We start from the raw sequence: 18202 nt of genomic DNA, 5'->3' as shown, positions 1-18202 counted from the left end.
AAGCCAAGATAAAGCTCCTTCGGCGGGCGGCCGCTACAGGCCGATCGCCGCGCGGACGTCCGACCGGCGGTCGGTCGCGAGGAGGTACCCCGTCGCGACCACCGGCGGGACGAAGAGCAACACGACCTCGCCCACGTTGCCGATGCTGGCCTCGCTCAGGAGGGGGAGCGCGATGATCGTCACGCGCGAGGCGGCGTCCCACGCGACCGGCTGGCTCGTCCCCTCCGCGTTGAACCAGTCGCGCACGAGCGTCTCCTTGAAGTACCGGAGACAGAGGAACAGCCCGATCAGGATCGCCACGACGGAGAGTCCCTCTCCCGTCGCGCCCCCGATCTCGAGGCCGAGCACGACGGTGCCCGCGACGACCACCCCGATGCCGACCGCGAGGCGACGGACGACCGTCTCCCACCCCTCCGGCGAGGTCCCCTCGCGGAGGATGCGGTCCGTGTACTTCATCCGCCGGTACTGGTAGTAGACCGGGAGCAGCGCGGCCGTGAGCAGGATCGGACTCACGACGGACGCGAGCCACCAGTAGACCAGCAACGCCGGGTACTTCAGCAGTTCCACGTCGGGGTTCAGGGGGCTCCCGGTCGCGGACGGCTGCCCCCATCCGGGGTTCCCGCGGGCGGAGGCGGTGCTCGTCTCGGCGGTCGACCCGCCCGAACTCGCCTCGGCGGACGAGCCGCGGGTCCCCGTCTCGGCGGTCGACCCGCCCGAGCTCGTTCCGCCGGCGGAATCGGCGCCGGAGCCACCCGAGTCGGCCGTTCCCGACCGGCGGCCGCCGGAGCGGTGGTCGTTCCGCGACCGGCCCTGTCGACCTCGGGTGCGCTGGTGGCGCTGCCGGTACTCGTCGGCCGTCGAGCGCTCCTGCCGCGAGCGGTCGCGGTCCGTGCCGCCGCTCCGGTCCGCTCCGGTCCGGTCGTCGCGGCCTTCGCGGTCGGTCCGGCCCCGGTCTTCGTCCCCGCCGGTCCCGGAGCGACCCGACTCCTCACGCTCGGCGTCCGCGCTCCCCCGGCTCCCGGTCGCGCTCCCGTCGCCGGTGTACTCCGCGTGGCCCACCCGGTCGTACCGCTTCCGCTCGGCGTCGTCGGTGAGCACCTCGCGGGCCTCCTTGATCAGGAGGAACCGCTCCCGCGCGTCCGGGTGGTCGCTGACGTCGGGGTGCCACTCGTGGATCAGGCTCCGGTAGGCGGACTCGATCTCCTCCTCGTCCGCGTCGTCGTCGACCCCGAGGACGTCGTAGTAGGTCTCCGTCATGCGACCTGTTCACCGTCGAGGTAGAGGTCGATGTTGACCTGCAGGAACGGGTCCGCCGCCTCCCAGAGCACGAGCGCCTTCCGCCGGTCGATGTCGTCGTAGCCCGTGACGAAGTTCACGAACTCGTCGCGGACGTCGCCGACCGCGTCCTGTCCCTTGATCGGGAGGAGGTAGACGTGGTCGCGGCCGACGAGGTACGGGTGCGCGTTCTCCCAGGTTCCGACGAACAGCGTCGAGAGATACGTCTGGAACTCGAACATGGCCTCGGAGAGCGCGTCCGCGTTCTCCGTGAGGTAGTCCATCGCGTCGTCGGAGTGTCGCTTCTTCAGCCCGCCGTGCGAGCGCTCCTCCGCCGCGTCCGCGGCCGCCTGCCGTATCTCGTCCGGGTCGAGGATCGTCGGCACGACGTACGTCTCGGCGAACGCCTGCGAGTTCGTGAGCACCTCCTCGTCGCTGACCAGGAACCCCGCGGTGGTGACGTACTCCCGGGACACCGGCTCGCCCGAGTCGTCGGTGACGTCCCAGGCGTGGAGGACGCGGCCGGCGGACTCCATGGGGGAGATGCGCTCGCCCTGCTGGGCCCGCTCGCGGAGTTCACGCCCCGTCAGGGCGAGCCCGTCCTCCGAGCAGATGTACATCATGTCGTCGTCCGCTTGTGGCTCCATCGGTTACCACCCCTCCCGGTCGTCGCACGACTCGGTCGGCGTCTTTGCCCGCGTCGCCGCCGGCGCCTCGGTCGCCTCCGTCGGCCCCGTCGGAACGAGTGAGAAACGCGCCGACATCAGTTGGGCATCTCCAGGTCCCGGATGCGTTCCTGCACGACGGTGACCCACGCCTCCTCGGGGACGCCCAGCGCCGCCCGGCGCTTCCGAAGGTAGTAGATGGCGACCGGGAACGGACCGAAGTAGATGAAGAACGGCGAGACGAGCGCCGCCATGACCCACCGCAACGTCTGCGGCGTCCAGCGGCTGGCCTGCCGAACGTACCGGATGTCGGCGTAGACGACCGCGGCGAACGCGACGCCGATCCCGGCGATCGACCAGAGGATGTAGGTCTCCACCGGCCCCCCGGACCCCGACTCGACCCCGCCCATCGCCGCGTAGAGGACGAAGTACACGAGGAGCGCGACGAGGCTGGCGATCGGAACGAAAGCGATGACCATCCAGTACGGCACGTGCGTTCCCGGAACACGCGGCTCAGTTGGCATGTCATCTTGGTGTATGATAGGCGGTATAAATGTTATTATGGGTGATATCGATGCCGCAAGAGAGAACGGACGGCCGTGGAATTGTCAGCCCGAACTTATATATAATCTATCCACACAAGTTGGCTACCATGGCAACTACTGGGGACGACCAAGACGTGGGCGGTGACGACGGGTTCATCGAGGGTGCCGAGACGGAGATCCTGGAGCAGTACGCGGACGGGAACTGGGGCGTGGTGAACGACCTCGTCGACGAGGCGGAGCCGACGAACCTGGAAGGCGTCGAGTGCACGAAGCGGATCCACCGCACGCTCGCGGTCGACGACGAGGACCGGTTCATCGAACTGGCCCCGAACGAGGCGCAGCGGACCGACGTGCAAAGCGAGTTCATGGACGTCCACGCGGCGGACCGGGACTCGTTCGTTCCGGACGAGTTCGAGTCGCTGGAACTGGACTTCCCGATCCCGGAGTCCGAGCGCGTCGACGTCTGTACCAACTGCGACGGGAACGGGCGGAACCGATGTACCAACTGCGACGGGAGCGGCGCGAACCGCTGTGGACGGTGTAACGGAAGCGGGACGAACAGCGACCAGTCCGCGACCTGCTCGAAATGTGGCGGGAGCGGGACCGTCGTCTGCGACTCCTGTAGCGGCAACGGAAGCACGACCTGCGGGACCTGTGACGGCACGGGGGAGACGTACAAGATGGACTTCGTCCGGCGCACGTACGACCCGACCGAGACGGTCGAGGTCGAGACCGACCGCACCCCGGACAAGTACGTGGAGGACGCCGAGGGGCAGAAGATCACCACCGAGAAGAACGCGCCCGCGGACGACGAGATCCGGAACGAGACGGAGATCCGGGAGGTCCCCGTCTCGATCCTCGATTACGAGTACGACGGCGACGAGTACACGGTCTACCACGTCGACGGGGAACCGCGCGCCCGCTCGTACCCGAAGAGCACGACCAGAAAGGTCCTGCCGTTCGCGGTGGTCGGTATCGGCGTGGTCGTGGCGGCGCTCTGGTACTTCAACATCATCTGACGCGGCTGGCCGCGTCCAGCCGGCGGAACGACCGCGACGCGACCCACGTCGCGAACAGGCTCAGGGCGACGGTCGCCGCCGGCAGGACGAGGCCGGGCTCGTACTGCAGCGGCGGGTGGTAGCCGAACCCGTAGTCGAGCAGGTCGTTGGCGAGCGAGAGCGCCAGCGCCAGCGCCAGCGCGCCGCGGGTCGTGCGACCGACCGCGGGCAGGAGAAGCGCCAGGCCGACGAAAAGCAGGTGCGTCCCGAGCACCCCCCAGTAGTAGACCAGCGCGTCCGGCGCGGCGAGGTAGGTCCCGACCGCGAGGTTCAGCGAGACGAGCGGCCAGAGTCCGTACTTGACGAGCCAGACGAACGCGAGCGTGTGCAGGTACGCAAGCGGGCGGCTCGCGGGGGGGTCCGTCACCGCCCGGTCGAGCGCGAGCAGGGGGAACAGCGTCACGAGCGCGAGCGTCGCCAGCGCGACCGCGGTCGCGGAGTCGGCGTAGAGCGGCCATAGCGCCGTCGGAACGCCCGGCATCGTCGAGACGTAGTACCGCACGCCGACGAGGAACATGAACGCGGTGAAGCCGACGACGGCGGCGAGGCTGCGCGCGTCGCCCAGCAGCACCTCGGCGAACGCGTCGCGGACGCGGCGGCGCACCGCGGGCTCCCGAAGCGGGGCGAGCCGGTCCCTGATCGCGGCGAGACGTGTCACGTGCGGGCATCGGACCGGCGGGCGAAAAAGGCCCCGCGTCCGCGCGGCGCGTGCCTCTCAGGACTGATAACGGTGTGCCCCGACCGCCGCCGACCGGATCGGAGCAGTACCCCACGGATCGGGAGACGGAACCGGGATCGAAGCCGGAACCCCGACCGGAAACGGTTGGGGTACTGACGGGAAACGGTGGAAGGGTTTTTGCCCGGGGACGGAGTTCCATGGACAATGGCAACCGAGGACGACGCCGCGACGCCGGAGCTGGAGGGGGAGACCGCGGCGTCGGGGTCGGCGACGGAGCCGCTGTCGGCGTCCGTCGGCGCGCGGGTGGGCGAGTACACGTGGGACGACTTCCTCCGCGAGCACGGCCACGAGGCCGCCGCGGACGCCCTCTATGAGCGGTTCGACGCGGCACCGGGCAGCGACCGCTGGGGCGAGGCGGACGCGACCGAGGAGCTGACCGCCGAGGACTGGGAGCGGGCGGGGGTCGACCCCGCGGAGTTCCTGGGGTTCCACCCCGACGAACTCCCCCGGCGGCTCCGGGCCGCGGACGCGGTCGGCGAGTCGCTCCGCGAGCTCTGTGCAGCCCAACACCCCCTCGACCGGACGCCGGTCATCAAGGGCTACTACGCGTGGGAGGATTACAAGAAGGAGTACTTCTACGACGAGGAGGGGAACCCGCCCACCGACGAGGAGGGCAACGAGGAGCCGTTCGACCGCGGCGAGGCGCTCGGGTTCGACCCCGACCGGATCGAGAACGCGCTCGCCGCGGGCGCGCAGGCGGCCGAGGAGACGCTGGAGCTGGAGGACGAGCGGACCGTCGACGTGAACGAGGAGCTGAACGAGGACGCGTTCTTCTCGACCGAGTCGGGCGCGACGACGCTCACGAACCGCTACGACCTCGAGCGGGCGGTGCCGATGTCGAAGAAGTCCCACTTCCGCGAGATCGAGCGCTACTGGGTGAACAAGCCCTACTCGTTCGTGATCATCTTCCACTCCACGAAGGAGAACGAGAAGAAGTACTACGCCGTCCAGCCGTACCTCACGGAGATCGAGGCGGACCTCCAGGAGTACCTCACCGGCAAGCTTCGCACCTCGATCAAGTACTCCGACGAGTCGGTCGCGGGCGGCGACGAGGAACACCGCAAGCGGGTGATCTCCGAGGAGACCTACTCGCTTCTGGACCGGTACGACCTCTACAGCCGCGAGTCGGACGGCGGCGGGTTCGTCAGCGACCTCGCGGACCGGTTCGGCTTCGAACCGACCGAGGGCATCGCGGGCCGGATCGCTCAGTCGCTCGGCTACGCGCCCCCCGAGGAGGACGACGGGGAGATCCGCGGGATCGCGGCGCGCCCGGAGCCCGCGGTGCTCGCGGAGGACGCGGCGACGCTCACGGAGTATCAGGTCGAGAAGCTGCTCTACTTCCTGAAGCGGGACTTCATCGGTTACGAGCGGATCGACCCGATAAAGTACGACATCAACGTGGAGGACATCTCCTGTGACGGGTACGACTCCCCGGTCTTCGTCTACCACTCCGACTACGAGCAGATCATCTCGAACATCTACCACGACCGCGACGAGCTGGACGACTTCGTGGTGAAGCTGGCCCAGCGCTCCGGCAAGGGGATCTCGAAGCGCCGGCCGCAGGTCGACGCCACCCTCCCGGACGGCTCCCGTGCGCAGCTCACGCTGGGCAAGGAGGTCTCCGACCACGGGACCAACTACACGATCCGGCAGTTCAAGGACGTGCCGTTCACGCCGATCGACCTGATCAACTGGAAGACGTTCTCGCTCGACGAGATGGCGTTCCTCTGGCTCTGCATCGAGAACCACAAGAGCCTGATCTTCGCGGGCGGGACGGCGTCCGGGAAGACCACGAGCCTGAACGCTGTGTCGCTGTTCATCCCCTCCAACTCCAAGATCGTCTCCATCGAGGACACCCGCGAGGTCGAGCTCCCGCAGCGCAACTGGATCGCCTCGGTCACGCGGCCCTCCTTCTCGGACGACGACAAGGGCGACGTGGACGAGTTCGACCTGCTGGAGGCCGCGCTGCGTCAGCGCCCGGACTACATCGTGATGGGCGAGATCCGCGGCGAGGAGGGGCGCACTGCGTTCCAGGTCATGTCCACGGGGCACACGACCTACACCACGTTCCACGCCGACTCCGTCGGCGAGGTGCTCAAGCGGTTCACGACCGAGCCGATCAACGTCTCGAAGACGATGTTCACGGCGCTGGATCTGGTCTCCATCCAGGCGTCGACGCGCGTCGAGGGGCACAAGGTGCGCCGGAACAAGTCGCTCACCGAGATCAACCACTACGACGCCGAGAACGACGAGATCAACGTCCAGGACGTCTACCAGTGGCAGGCGGAGACGGACGAGTTCCTCCAGATGGGCGACTCCAACACCCTCGAGGAGATCAAGTTCGACCGCGGGTGGACCCAGGGGAAACTGGAGGACGAGCTGTTCAAGCGCCAGGTCGTGCTGGCGTACCTGATCGACCGCGGGCTCAACACCTACTCGCAGGTCGCGGCGACGTTCCAGGCGTTCATCAACGACCCGGAGACGATCCTCGCGCTGATGGCCAACGAGGGGCTCGAGCGGTCGCTGGAGGACCTCCGCGAGATGGAGTCGGTCCTCATCGACGTGGACCCGGAGAAGGAGGAGATGGTCCCGCGACCGAACCCCGACGAGGAGGGGCGCGAGGAGGCCCGCCGGATCCTCGAGAAGGCCGAGGAGCTGTTCGAGGAGTACCGCGGCGAGATGCCGGACTCGGTCGCGGACGCGCTGCTCGAGGTGACGCCGGCCGCGGACGTGGAGGCGTCCGTCACCGAGGGCGAACGGCCCGCCCTGGAGGGGGCGACCGACGAGGCGGCCTCGGTCGAGGCGGGCGACGACGAGGCGCCGGCGCTCGACGCGCCGGGCGAGGACCCCACCGACGAAAGTGCTTCCGACGAGAGTGACCCCGACGAGGACGCTCCCGATGACGGCGAACCGGCCGTCGATCCGAGCGGGCCGGGGGACGAGGAGGACGACGCGCTCGGTGACGGTGCGGTGGACGGTAGCCCGGGGGCGGACGCGGGGGACGCCGTCGGGTCGGGCGGCGACGACGTGGGCGGCGACGACGCGGGCGACGACGGCGCCGGAAACGGCGGCGCGGATCCCGGCGGCTCGGACCCGTTCGACGCGGACACCGGGGGCATACGCTTCGACGCGAGCGACGGGGACGACTCGCCGACCGTGCTGGGGGACGACGGCCCGGCGGTGCCGGACGAGCCGATGATCCTCGGCGACCCGGAGACGGTCGACGACGGGACGGACGGGACCGATGCCGGCGACGGCGCGAACGGGACCGACGAAGCCGGCATCGACCCGCCCGAGTGGAGCGCCGGAGAAGGCGGCGACGAGGGGGATTCGGCCGCCGACGGGTCGGCCGGGTCCGGGGCGTCCGACGACGGCGGCGGTGGGGACGCGCCGGGGAGCGACGAGGACCTGCCGAACGCCGGCGCGGGCGACGAGGCCGCGGACGTCGACGAGGACGATGAGACCGCGGACGTCGACGAGGACGATGAGACCCCCGACGCAGACGAAGGCGACGGGACCCCGGACGCCGACGAGGACGACGAGGCGGAGATAGACGAGTGGGGCTTCGGCGCGGTCGAGGACGAGGAGGACTGACCGTGTCGGGTCCGACCAGTCGGAGGGGAGCGTCGATCGAGGGGGGGTCGGCGTGAGCCTCGATACGGGCTTCGGCGGCGACGACGCCGATTCGGGAGTGCTCGCGGACGCGTTCTACCCGCTGTTCCAGCTGCTTTTCGACCCCGACGGCGACTTCGTCGCGGACGTGGAGACGAAGCTGACCCAGGCGCGGATGGCGGACACCGTCGAGCTGTACATCTCCCGCGCGCTCGGCGTCGGGCTGCTCGTCGGACTGCTGCTTTGGGTCGTCGGAACGCTGTTCGGCTACGGCATCTTCGCGATCGGGCTGATCACGCCGGAGGCGCTCTCGATCGGCATCCCCGCCCCGAGCGAGGGGGCCGCGGAGCTGATGCGGTCGCTCGTGATGCCCGCCGCGGTCCTGGTGAGCGGGCTGTTCTTCGGGAGCATCGGGTTCGCGATGGGGTTCGGCGGCCTGCTCGCGATCCCCTACTCGACGGCGTCCTCGCGGAAGCGGGAGATCGACATGCTGCTGGCCGACTCCGTCTCGTTCATGTACGCGCTGTCGGTCGGCGGGCTCAACCAGCTGGAGATCCTGCGCGCGATGGCGGGCGCGGAGGACACCTACGGGGAGGTGTCCAAGGAGTTCCGGAGCATCGTCAACGAGACCGAGTACTTCGGCACCGACTACCGGAACGCCATCCGCCAGCAGTCGATGGACACGCCGAGCGACGAGCTGTCGCAGTTCCTGACGGACATGCTCTCCATCGTCAACTCCGGCGGGGACATGGAGCAGTTCCTGAAGGACAAGAAGGACAAGCACATGCGGACCGCCAAACAGCAGCAGGAGATGACGCTGGAGACCCTGGAGCTGTTCGGCGAGATGTACATGACCCTCTCGCTGTTCCCGCTGCTGCTGATCATCATCCTCGTCATCATGAGCATGCTGGGCAACGCCAACGACCAGCTGCTGTACGGCACCGTCTACGTCCTCATCCCGCTGACCGGGGTCGGGTTCCTCGTGCTCGTCTCGACGGTCAAGCAGGACGAGCCGGGCGACGGCATGCTCCGGCCGGAGGGGGGGAGCGAGCGGCTCCAGCAGTCGAGCAAGGAGGGGCTGCTCCACCTCGGTCTCGTCGAGGGGTTCGTCGGCCGCTTCGGCGTCTTCGACCGGATCAAGGACCGCGAGGGGACCCACAAGACGAAGGAGCTGCTGTCGGCGCCGCACCTCTTCTTCCGGGACAACCCCCTCTACACCCTGGCGCTGACGGTGCCGGCCGCGCTCGTGCTCGTCGGGGTCGCCTTCGCGACCGGGGCCGCGCCCGTCGCGGTCGACCAGTGGATCGCCGAGCCGATCTGGAGCACGTTCATCTGGATCTACGTGCCGGCGTACCTGACGCTCGTGCCGCTGGCGTTCTTCCACGCGTGGAACGAGCGCGCCCGCGGCGCGATCACGGGCAAGCTCTCCGACAACCTCCGGAAGCTCTCCTCGGCGAACGACACCGGCCAGACCCTGCTGGAGTCGATCGACACGGTCGCGGACACCTCCTCCGGCAAGCTCGCCGAGGAGTTCGAGATGATGTACGCGAAGGTGAACTACGGGATGAGCCTCCGGGACGCGATGGTGGAGTTCAACAACAAGTACCGGATCCCGCGGCTCGCGCGGACGATCAAGCTCATCTCCGAGGCCCAGGAGGCGTCCTCGCAGATCACCGACGTGCTGACGACCGCGGCCCAGGCCTCCGAGAATCAGGACGATATCGAGCGCGAGCGGAAGTCCCGCACCCGGATGCAGGTGGCGATCATCCTGATGACGTACGTGACGCTTCTGGGCGTCATGGCGATCCTCCAGACGCAGTTCATCGACGTGATGGCCGACCTCGTCGAACAGGGCGGCGGCGGTGGGGGCGGAGGCGGCGCCGGCGGGATGGACTTCGGCGGCGGCGTCGACCCGGACCTGCTGTCGCTGCTGTTCTTCCACGCGGTCACCCTCCAGGCGATCCTCTCGGGGTTCATCAGCGGCTACATCCGGAGCGCGGACGTCATCTCCGGGGTGAAGTTCGTCGTGATCCTGATCACGATGGCGCTGGGAGTGTGGATCTATGTCGGTTGAGGGGGGCGAGTCGGCCCGCGGACAGACGACGCTCGACTTCGCGGTCGGGGCCGGGGTGTTCCTGGTCACGCTCGCGGGCGTGCTCGCGGGCGTGTCGGCGTTCTTCGACCCCTTCATCGGCGTGCAGAGCCAGACGCTCACGGTCGCGGACGCGGGCGCGGCACAGCTCGCTGAGGGGCTGCTCGTCGCGGACGGCGCGGAGCCGGGCGTGTTGAGCGGTCCCTGTACGGTCGCGTTCTTCGCCGCGAACGACAGCCTCGCCTCCGACTACAACTGCACGGCGAGCGGAACGACCGACTTCGCGTCGACGCTGGGGATCGAGGAGTACGGCGCTGAGGTCGTGATCCACGAACCGACCGACCCCGTGACGCAGGAGGCGACCGTCGAGATTCCGGTCGAGGGGACGACACACTCCGTGACGCTCCGCCGGTCGAACGGCGACACCGTCCCGACCGACGTCTCCGTGGCCAGGCGGGTCGTCTCGCTCGACGGGACCATCTACCGGCTGACCGTGAGGGTATGGTAGCCGTGGACCGCGCACAGGCGCACACGCTCGAGGCGTTCGTCGCCGCCCTCCTGATCGTCGGCGCGCTCATGTTCGCGCTCCAGGCGACGGCCGTCACGCCGCTGTCGGCCAGCACGTCGAGCCAGCACATCGAGAACCAGCAGCGGACGGCGGCCAACGACGTGCTCGCGACCGGCGCCGCGAACGGCGACCTCACGGAGTTCGTCCTCCACTGGAACCCCGAGGAGGAACGGTTCAACGGGAGCGGGGAGACGGAACAGTACCCGAACCGGCTCCCCGAGGAACTCGCCTTCGGCGACACCCTCGAGGCGACGTTCGGGTCACATCGGATCGCCTACAACGTCTACGTCGCACACCACCGCGAGGGGCGAACCATGTCCGCACAGCGGGTGGTGTACATGGGGTCGCCGAGCGACAACGCGGTCTCGGCGACGCGCTCCGTCGCGCTGTACAACGACAGCACCCTGACGGTGGACGGCTACGAGAACCGCACGCTGGAGGCGGTCGGCTCGTCGGCGGACGAGTCCTTCTACGCCGAGAACGTCGCGCCGGACGAGCTGTACAACCTGGTGGAGGTGAGGCTGGTCGTATGGCGGATGTGACCGACCTCCGGCGAGGCGACCGCGCGCAGCTGTTCCTCGTCGGCGCGCTCGTCATCGCGACCATCCTGGTCGTGCTCGCGGTGCTCCTGAACGGCGCCATCTACTCGGAGAACCTCGCGACCCGGGGGAGCGGCGACGAGACCTCCGCGGCGTTCGCGGCGGTCGGCGAGGTCCGGGCGACGACGGGCGGCGTCGTCGACGCCGAGAACCGGCAGCACTACGACACCGAGACCGACGTGCTGGCGGCCGTAGAGAACGACACCGAGCGGCTGGACGAGCTGTTCGCGAAGGGGTACGGCCGCCGCGGCGTCGTGATCGAGACGAGGACGGTCGACCGCGAGACGGGGCTCTTCATCGAACAGAACGAGAGCGGCGCCTTCGTCGGCGCGGGCGGCACGCCGAGTTTCACCCTGGCGAAGAACGTCAGCCGGACGCGGTCGTTCGTGTTGCGCGTGAACGCCACGGAGGTCGCGGAGACGAGCGACCCCGCCAACGACTCCTTCGCCGTCTCCCGGAACGACAGCGCCAGACAGGTCTACGTCTACCGGAACGCGTCCGACGGCGGGAACCTCACGGTCGCGGTCGGCGACGCCGGCGACCCGGACCCGACGGTCGTCTGTCGCCCCGTGGCGCCCAGCGGCGTCGTCGCGGTGGACCTCACCGACGGCGCCGTCGACGACCGGTCCTGCGGCCGGTCGCTGTGGAACTCCACCGGCACCTACGACGTGGCGTACGACCGCGGCGACGCGGCCAACGGGACCTACGAGCTGACGGTCGCCGGACCGGTCGACGAGGCCGACGTGGACGACGCGCCGCTCGTCTCGCCGGCCGTCTATGCCGTGACCGTCGACGTCGAGTTCCGCAGCGAGTCGGTGGACTACGAGACGCGGATCCGGGTCGCACCGGGTGAGACGGATGCGTGACGCCCTCGCGCGGTTCGGCGACGACACGCGGGGCGTCTCGGTGATGGTCGGCTACGTCCTCAACCTCGCGGTCGCGGCCATCCTCATCGGGGGGCTGATCACCGCGGCCGGCGGGATGATGGACTCCCGCGCGACGCAGTCCGCGGACGCGCAACTCGAGGTGCTGGGCTCGCAGGCGGCCGCGGAGGTCGCGGGCGCCGACCGGCTCGTCGCCGCGAGTTCGAACGCCTCGACACCGACCGTCGCCGTGCGGATCGAGCTGCCGCGAACGGTCGCGGGACGGAGCTACACCATCGCCGTCGAGTCGAGCGGCGGGACCGACCGCCTCGTGATGACGAGCGACGACGTGCGCGTCGCCCACCGGCTGCCGGCGCTCCGGACGCCGATCGAGGAGGGCCGCATTCCGGGCGGTGACGTCGATATCCGGTACGTCGGCGGGTCGCTGGAGGTGCGGTCGGCGTGATCCGCGACGACCGCGGGGTGAGTGACGTGGTGGGGTACGTCCTCGTCTTCGCGCTGATCACGGCGTCCATCGGGACCGTCTTCGCGGCCGGGCTCGGCGGGCTCGACGACCGCCGACAGGCCGAGCAGGTGAACAACGTCGAGCGGGCGTTCGACGTGCTCCACGACAACCTCCGGGACATCCACCGCAACGACGCCCCGAGTCGCGCGACGGAGCTCCGGCTCGCCGGCGGGACGCTGTCGTTCGCGGACGCCGTTTCGGTCCGGGTCGGCGAGTACAACGAGACGGAAAGCGGTTGGGTCGATCCCGCGAACACGACGAACGCCACGATCAGGCCGGTCCGCTACCAGTCCGGCGCCACCAGCTACGTCGTGGAGGGGGGCGCGCTGTTCCGGGTCGACCGCGGCGGAGAGACGGTCGTCCGGCCGCCGACAATGGTTCGCGGGGCGAACAGGACCGCGCTCGTGTTCCTGAGCACGCGGGCGGCGAGTCAGGGGGCTATCGGCGGGCAGACGACCGCCCGGATCGTCGCCGAGCGCGCGTACCGGTCACACGTCCGGACGGTCAACGCCACGGAGCCGGACACCCACGTCCGGATCGAGATAACGTCGCCGCGCGCGGCGGCCTGGGAGCGGTACTTCGAGCGGACGGACGGGTTCACCGTCGAAGCGGCCGCGGACGGGAGCGTCGCGGTGTCGGTCGAGACCGAGACGGTGTACGTCCAGCGGACGCCGATCAACGTCCGGTTCGACCGATAGGGGGACGGGCGGTTCCGACCGGTCGGGCGCCGCGCGCCGCCGGCCGCTATTCGAGCTCGACTTCGACCGTGTTCTCGCTGATGTGGAGGTACGTGATCGTGTTCTCGGTCGAGGTGAGCTCGATCTGGAACTCCACGAGCGACTCCTCGTCGTAGTCGATCTGGACGTTCCCGCCGACGTCGATGTCGTTCGCGTAGAGCGCGCCGTTGAACTGGAGGTTGCCGTTCGTGTCGATGTTCGCGTCCGGCGCGTAGATCACCGCGTCGAACTGGATGTTCCCGCCGCCCGTCGAGTCGTCGACCACCTGGTCGCCGACCAGGAAGACGTTCCGGTCGGCGTCGACCGACGCGGCGCTCGTCCCGACCCAGGCGCCGCCCTGCGCCTTCAGCGAGCCGTTGACGTAGTAGGTGACGCCGTTATCGGAGCCGTCGACCACCTCGACGTCGTTCCCGCCGATGTCGAAGTCGCCCTTCGTGACGATGTTCACGTCGCCGGCCGAGGTGTTGATGTTCAGGTCGCCGCCGAGGGTCGCGTCGCCGTCGATGTAGTACGTGCCCGCGGTCAGCGTGCAGCCGGCGCTGATCCCGGACGTGTCGATACAGGAGTGCTGGTCGTTGTCGTTGCTCGCGCTCGCGTCGTTGACCTCGTCCTGCAACATACCGTCGACTCCCGGCAGCGGCTCACCCTCCTCAACGCGGTCGTCGGTCCCCGCGTTGCCGTTCTCGTTGTAGTTCTGTTGGGCGGAGACGGCGTTATTGACGGTCAGGTCCTCGGGGACGACCAGTTCAGCGACGACGGTCCGGTTGGCGTCGTGGACCGTCACCTCTCCCTCGGCACGCTGGCGGAAGAACTGCGCCCAGCCCTCGTAGTAGTCGCTCTGGACCTCGACGACGATCACGCCCTCGTCGAGCGGGTTGGTGTAGCTCCCGTTCGGGTAGATGGGCTGGCCGACCGAGTCGCTGCTGATCCGCGCGGCGGCGGACCCCGACGCGGTGTCGTTGCCCGTCACGCGAACGATGGGGAACGTGAGCGTGCTGCTCCGGTAGTGGTACTCCGGCGGCGAGATCATTCGCGACCGGCCGTCGGAGACGGACCAGACGCCCCCGCCCTGGTAGGCGACGCGGTCGCCGTCGTTCTCGTACACGACCGCGCCGAGCGTCGTGTTGTGAATCTCGTCGAGGCTCCCGTTCACCCGGTGGTGGATCGTGACGCTGCCGCTCCCGCCGTCGACCGTCACGTCGCCGCTGTCCAACTGCCCGAAGGGGACGCGCTTCTGTCCCGACTCGCCGAGCGCGACCAGGCTCGCCTTCGAGCCGAATTGGGACATCCCGTTCTCCATGCGCTCCGTCTCGACGTCGGAAGTCGACTCCGTGACGAGCGCGCTCCCGATGCCGACGGAGACGAGGATGACCGCGAGCGAGATGCCGAGGACGAGGATCACCCCGATCGGCTCCGATTGCGCACGCTCGCGGCCGTGTTCCATGCTCGTGGTCACGCCGCCGAGACACATAAGTCTCGCCCCGCCGGTGCGGTGCAGACCCCGAGAGGAAGGCCTTTGCCGGCGTCGGCCGTAGCGGCGGCCGTGAGCGATCGGCAGCCCCCAGATTCGGGCGATGCGCGGTCCTCCAGACGACGAGTGCTCGCCAGCGCGGGGGCGGCGCTGTCGACCGGGCTCGCCGGCTGTGCGGGGATCGGCGTCCCCGGAAGGCGTTCGGAGGAGGGGACGGAAGCCGGGTCCACGACGTCGACCGCGACGGCGTCCGACGGCTCGGCGGACGCGGGATCGGAAACGCCCGTCCACCGAAACTACGACAGCACCGAAGTCGTCGTCGCCGCCCCGGACGGCACGGAGCGGGGCCGCGTGACCGCCGCGATCGCGGACACCTCCGACCTGCGGTTTCTCGGCCTGAGCGACACCGAGCGCCTCCCCGAGGACCGCGGGATGCTGTTCGTCTACGAGGCGGCGGCGGCGCGGACGTTCGTGATGCGCGAGATGGACTTCGGCATCGACATCGTCTACGTGGGCGCCGACCGGCGCATCACCGAGATCCATCACGCGCCCGCGCCCGCCCCAGACGAGGACGGCGAGGAGCAGCGCTACCCGGGCACCGGTCAGTTCGTCCTGGAGGTCGTCCTCGACTGGACGACCGACCGCGGGGTCGAGGTCGGCGACGAGGTCTCGTTCGACTTGCGGTGATGACGGCGTGATCGGATCGAGCGCCCAGCAGAGCACCCATAACCGCATCTGGGAGTTTATTTTTGTCCCTGAGCCTGGGGGGATACCCACACGTTATAGTTGATCGGGATACGTCATTCAACCAATGGTCTCGTCGTCGGATCCGATCCGGGTGCTCGCGATCGATGACGACGGCGAGTCCGTCGGGCTGACGGCGGACTCTCTGGAGCGGGAGTCGGACCGGTTCGTCGTCGAAACGGCGACCGACCCGGACGCGGCGCTCGGCCGGCTCCGCGACGGGCCGATCGACTGTGTCGTCTCCGACTACGCCATCCCCGACACGGACGGCATCGAGCTGCTGGAGGCGGTTCGGGAGTCGCATCCGGAGCTCCCGTTCGTCCTGTTCGCGGACGACGGGAGCGAGGGAGTCGCGGCCGAGGCGATCCGGCGGGGCGCGACCGACTACCTCCGGAAGGAGACCGGCTCGAGCCAGTACGCAGTGCTCGCGAACCGGATCGAGAACGCCGTCACGCGCTACCGCGCGGAACGGGAGGCCGAGGAGCCCCACCTGCGATACCGACGCCTGATCGAGGAGTCGACGGACGTCATCGTGATCGTCGACCCCGACGGGACCTTTCGGTACCTCAGCCCGACCGCCGAGCGCGTGCTCGGGTACGAGCCCGAGGAGCTGGTCGGCGAGAACGGCTTCGACTACGTCCACGAGGCGGACCGCGAGCGGACGATGGAGGCCTTTTCCGCGATGGTCGGCGACCCGGACCGGCGGCCGTCGGCGGAGTTCCGGTTCCGGAGCGGCGACGGAACGTGGACCTGGCTGGAAGCCCGCGGCCGGGACCTGCTCGACGACCCGGCGGTCGGTGGGCTGGTGGTGTACGTCCGCGAGATAACCGACCGGAAGCGGCGCGAACACGCGCTGGAGCGGGTCGCTCGCCGAACGGGCGACCTGATCGAGGCGTCCTCGGTCGCGGAGACCGCTCGGATCGCCGTCGACATCGTCGACCGCGCGCTGGACTCGCCGCTCGCCGGCGTCCATCTGGTCTCCGAGGACGGCCGCCGACTGGAGCGGGTCGCGGCGCTCGACGAGGTCCGCGAGGGCATCGGCGTCCCCGAGGCCTACGGCGCCGACGACGAGGCGACCGACTCGCGGGTCGTGTGGGAGACGTTCCGGACCGGCGAGTCGCGGTACATCGCCGACACGCACACGGTCGGGACGCTCGGCGAGGAAACGCCCTCGCGGTCCGCGGTCGTCTACCCGCTCGGTGACCACGGCGTCCTCGTCGTCTCCCGGGTAGAGCCGGAGGCGTTCGAGGCGATCGACCGCAGCTTCGTGGAGATCGTCGGGCGGACGCTCACGGCGGCGCTCGACGCGGTCGGGCGAGAGCGGGAGCTCCGCGACCGCACCGACCGGCTGGAGCGGCTCCACGAGACGACCCGCGAGCTCATGCGGGCCCCCGACGCCGACGAAGTCGCCCGGCTCGTGGTGCGCGCCGCCGAGGACGTGATCGGATTCCCCCTCGCTACCGTGCGGTTTTACGACGCGGACCGCGACGCGTTGGTGTTGGCGGCGGCGACGGAGACCGCGGTCGAGACCGTGACCCCGCGGGAGGCGTTCGAGCCGGGCGAGAGCCTCAACTGGCGGGCTTACGAGTCCGGAACGGCGCAGGTCCACGGGGACGTCACCGAACGCGAGAGCGACGTCGACCCGGACCCGCCGATCCGGAGCCTCATGGTGATTCCGCTGGGCGATCACGGCACCGTCAGCGTCGCCACGACGAATCCGAACTCCTTCGCGGAGAGCGACGCCTTCCTCGGGCGGCTGCTGGCGACGACCGCCGAGTTGACCCTCTCGCGGCTCGAACACGAGCGGGAACTCGTTCGCCAGCGGGACGAGCTCGACCGACAGAACGAGCGGCTCGACGGCTTCGCCAGCACGCTGACCCACGACCTGCGGAACCCCCTGAACGTCGCGACCGGTCGGCTGGAGCTCGCGCGCGCGGAGTTCGAGGGCGACAGCGAGCACCTCGACGCGGTGGCGCGGGCGCACGACCGAATGCGGACGCTCGTGGACGACGTGCTCGCGCTCGCCCGCGACGGCACGCGCATCGAGTCCACCGAGCGCGTGGCGCTGGCCGAGGTCGTCGAGGCGTGCTGGGAGGGGGTCGACACCGCGGACGCCAGTCTCCGGGTCGAGACCACGCGGGAGATTCGGGCCGACGAGGGCCGACTCCGCCAACTGCTGGAGAACCTGCTCCGGAACGCGGTCGACCACGTCGGCCCCGCGGTGACGGTCACGGTCGGCGACCTGTCCGACGGTTTCTACGTCGCCGACGACGGCCCCGGGATCGACCCGGCCGACCGCGACCGCGTCTTCGAGGCGGGCTTCTCGGACGAGTCGTCCGGCTCCGGGCTGGGCCTCCACATCGTCCAGCAGATCGCCGAGGGCCACGGCTGGTCGATCGAAGTGGGTGAGAGCGAGGACGGCGGCGCGCGGTTCGAGATCCGGACCGGGTAGGCCGGGGAAGCGGGGACGGAGTCCCCCTCGGTGACGGATTGAAGAAAAGTCTATACGGCTGCCCGTATTCGGTCGCCGCATACGTGATGAGCCGCAAACAAGTCGAGTGGATCGACGAGAAATTCTCCCGGACCCGAGCGGCCGGCTCCGGCATTGTCGAAAGTGAAGGCGACGACGATGGCGCGGTCGAGGACTCTCACGCCGGGTCGGTTGCTCCCGCCCCAACCGTTACCATCGGCGCGGACGAACGGTCCGG

General features: G+C 69.5%; 15 protein-coding genes. 10 read left to right on the top strand and 5 right to left on the bottom strand.

Annotation, left to right across the window (positions count from 1 at the left end; translation table 11 throughout):
* Window positions 1–33: 33 nt before the first annotated feature.
* From ACQE3L_RS00450 to ACQE3L_RS00440, 3 genes are all read right to left on the bottom strand, one after another.
* Window positions 34–1257, bottom strand: a complete 1224-nt coding sequence (locus ACQE3L_RS00450) for a DnaJ domain-containing protein (RefSeq protein WP_426961842.1) — start codon at window positions 1255–1257, stop codon at window positions 34–36.
* Window positions 1254–1922, bottom strand: coding sequence for a hypothetical protein (locus ACQE3L_RS00445; RefSeq protein ID WP_426961841.1), 669 nt, complete (start codon window positions 1920–1922; stop codon window positions 1254–1256). Before ACQE3L_RS00445 ends, ACQE3L_RS00450 begins: the two co-directional genes overlap by 4 nt.
* A gap of 116 nt (window positions 1923–2038) precedes the next feature.
* Window positions 2039–2464 carry a hypothetical protein gene (locus ACQE3L_RS00440; protein WP_426961840.1) on the bottom strand — a complete coding sequence of 142 codons (426 nt, stop codon included), beginning with the start codon at window positions 2462–2464 and terminating at the stop codon, window positions 2039–2041.
* A 128-nt stretch (window positions 2465–2592) separates the two neighbouring features.
* On the opposite strand from ACQE3L_RS00440, the gene ACQE3L_RS00435 reads away from it, so the two are divergent.
* Window positions 2593–3504 (top strand): hypothetical protein, encoded by a 912-nt coding sequence (locus ACQE3L_RS00435; RefSeq protein WP_426961839.1) that lies wholly within the window; start codon window positions 2593–2595, stop codon window positions 3502–3504.
* On the opposite strand, the gene ACQE3L_RS00430 is transcribed toward ACQE3L_RS00435, so the two are convergent.
* Window positions 3497–4201: a DUF1405 domain-containing protein gene (locus ACQE3L_RS00430; RefSeq protein ID WP_426961838.1), complete on the bottom strand. Its 705-nt coding sequence runs from the start codon at window positions 4199–4201 to the stop codon at window positions 3497–3499. The genes ACQE3L_RS00435 and ACQE3L_RS00430 overlap by 8 nt on opposite strands.
* A gap of 225 nt (window positions 4202–4426) precedes the next feature.
* Here ACQE3L_RS00430 and ACQE3L_RS00425 point away from each other — a divergent pair, with 225 nt between their 5' ends.
* From ACQE3L_RS00425 to ACQE3L_RS00395, 7 genes are read left to right on the top strand one after another with little or no spacing between them, the layout of a single operon-like run.
* Window positions 4427–7876, top strand: coding sequence for a type II/IV secretion system ATPase subunit (locus ACQE3L_RS00425; protein ID WP_426961837.1), 3450 nt, complete (start codon window positions 4427–4429; stop codon window positions 7874–7876).
* Window positions 7877–7928: 52 nt separating this feature from the next.
* A complete protein-coding gene (locus ACQE3L_RS00420) occupies window positions 7929–9968 on the top strand; it encodes a type II secretion system F family protein (RefSeq protein ID WP_426961836.1) in 2040 nt (679 codons plus the stop codon).
* Window positions 9958–10494 (top strand): DUF7287 family protein, encoded by a 537-nt coding sequence (locus ACQE3L_RS00415; RefSeq protein WP_426961835.1) that lies wholly within the window; start codon window positions 9958–9960, stop codon window positions 10492–10494. Before ACQE3L_RS00420 ends, ACQE3L_RS00415 begins: the two co-directional genes overlap by 11 nt.
* Window positions 10488–11096 (top strand): DUF7288 family protein, encoded by a 609-nt coding sequence (locus tag ACQE3L_RS00410; protein ID WP_426961834.1) that lies wholly within the window; start codon window positions 10488–10490, stop codon window positions 11094–11096. The genes ACQE3L_RS00415 and ACQE3L_RS00410 overlap by 7 nt, the downstream gene beginning before the upstream one ends.
* Window positions 11084–12019 carry a DUF7261 family protein gene (locus tag ACQE3L_RS00405; RefSeq protein WP_426961833.1) on the top strand — a complete coding sequence of 312 codons (936 nt, stop codon included), beginning with the start codon at window positions 11084–11086 and terminating at the stop codon, window positions 12017–12019. The genes ACQE3L_RS00410 and ACQE3L_RS00405 overlap by 13 nt, the downstream gene beginning before the upstream one ends.
* Complete coding sequence (locus ACQE3L_RS00400; protein ID WP_426961832.1) at window positions 12012–12482, top strand: DUF7266 family protein; 471 nt, start codon at window positions 12012–12014, stop codon at window positions 12480–12482. The genes ACQE3L_RS00405 and ACQE3L_RS00400 overlap by 8 nt, the downstream gene beginning before the upstream one ends.
* Window positions 12479–13240: a DUF7289 family protein gene (locus ACQE3L_RS00395; RefSeq protein ID WP_426961831.1), complete on the top strand. Its 762-nt coding sequence runs from the start codon at window positions 12479–12481 to the stop codon at window positions 13238–13240. The genes ACQE3L_RS00400 and ACQE3L_RS00395 overlap by 4 nt, the downstream gene beginning before the upstream one ends.
* A 46-nt stretch (window positions 13241–13286) precedes the next feature.
* On the opposite strand, the gene ACQE3L_RS00390 is transcribed toward ACQE3L_RS00395, so the two are convergent.
* Window positions 13287–14723 carry a DUF7289 family protein gene (locus tag ACQE3L_RS00390; protein ID WP_426961830.1) on the bottom strand — a complete coding sequence of 479 codons (1437 nt, stop codon included), beginning with the start codon at window positions 14721–14723 and terminating at the stop codon, window positions 13287–13289.
* Window positions 14724–14822: 99 nt separating this feature from the next.
* Here ACQE3L_RS00390 and ACQE3L_RS00385 point away from each other — a divergent pair, with 99 nt between their 5' ends.
* Together ACQE3L_RS00385 and ACQE3L_RS00380 are read left to right on the top strand one after the other, a co-directional pair.
* On the top strand, window positions 14823–15437 hold the full coding sequence (locus tag ACQE3L_RS00385; RefSeq protein ID WP_426961829.1) for a DUF192 domain-containing protein: 615 nt from the start codon (window positions 14823–14825) through the stop codon (window positions 15435–15437).
* A gap of 124 nt (window positions 15438–15561) precedes the next feature.
* Window positions 15562–17946, top strand: coding sequence for a receiver/sensor box histidine kinase (locus ACQE3L_RS00380; protein WP_426961828.1), 2385 nt, complete (start codon window positions 15562–15564; stop codon window positions 17944–17946).
* Window positions 17947–18202: the final 256 nt, after the last annotated feature.

The sequence above is a fragment of the Haloparvum alkalitolerans genome (assembly GCF_050122995.1).
In the GTDB taxonomy this organism is placed as follows: domain Archaea; phylum Halobacteriota; class Halobacteria; order Halobacteriales; family Haloferacaceae; genus Haloparvum; species Haloparvum alkalitolerans.
This window is presented reverse-complemented; position numbering and strand designations above follow the sequence as displayed.

Bases quoted from the DNA above. Each gene is read 5' to 3' on its own strand.
- ACQE3L_RS00400 (WP_426961832.1), top strand. From the start codon at position 12,012: ATGCGTGACGCCCTCGCGCGGTTCGGCGACGACACGCGGGGCGTCTCG.
- ACQE3L_RS00450 (WP_426961842.1), bottom strand. From the start codon at position 1,257: ATGACGGAGACCTACTACGACGTCCTCGGGGTCGACGACGACGCGGAC.
- ACQE3L_RS00390 (WP_426961830.1), bottom strand. From the start codon at position 14,723: ATGGAACACGGCCGCGAGCGTGCGCAATCGGAGCCGATCGGGGTGATC.
- ACQE3L_RS00415 (WP_426961835.1), top strand. From the start codon at position 9,958: ATGTCGGTTGAGGGGGGCGAGTCGGCCCGCGGACAGACGACGCTCGAC.
- ACQE3L_RS00440 (WP_426961840.1), bottom strand. From the start codon at position 2,464: ATGCCAACTGAGCCGCGTGTTCCGGGAACGCACGTGCCGTACTGGATG.
- ACQE3L_RS00380 (WP_426961828.1), top strand. From the start codon at position 15,562: ATGGTCTCGTCGTCGGATCCGATCCGGGTGCTCGCGATCGATGACGAC.
- ACQE3L_RS00435 (WP_426961839.1), top strand. From the start codon at position 2,593: ATGGCAACTACTGGGGACGACCAAGACGTGGGCGGTGACGACGGGTTC.
- ACQE3L_RS00410 (WP_426961834.1), top strand. From the start codon at position 10,488: ATGGTAGCCGTGGACCGCGCACAGGCGCACACGCTCGAGGCGTTCGTC.
- ACQE3L_RS00445 (WP_426961841.1), bottom strand. From the start codon at position 1,922: ATGGAGCCACAAGCGGACGACGACATGATGTACATCTGCTCGGAGGAC.
- ACQE3L_RS00425 (WP_426961837.1), top strand. From the start codon at position 4,427: ATGGCAACCGAGGACGACGCCGCGACGCCGGAGCTGGAGGGGGAGACC.
- ACQE3L_RS00405 (WP_426961833.1), top strand. From the start codon at position 11,084: ATGGCGGATGTGACCGACCTCCGGCGAGGCGACCGCGCGCAGCTGTTC.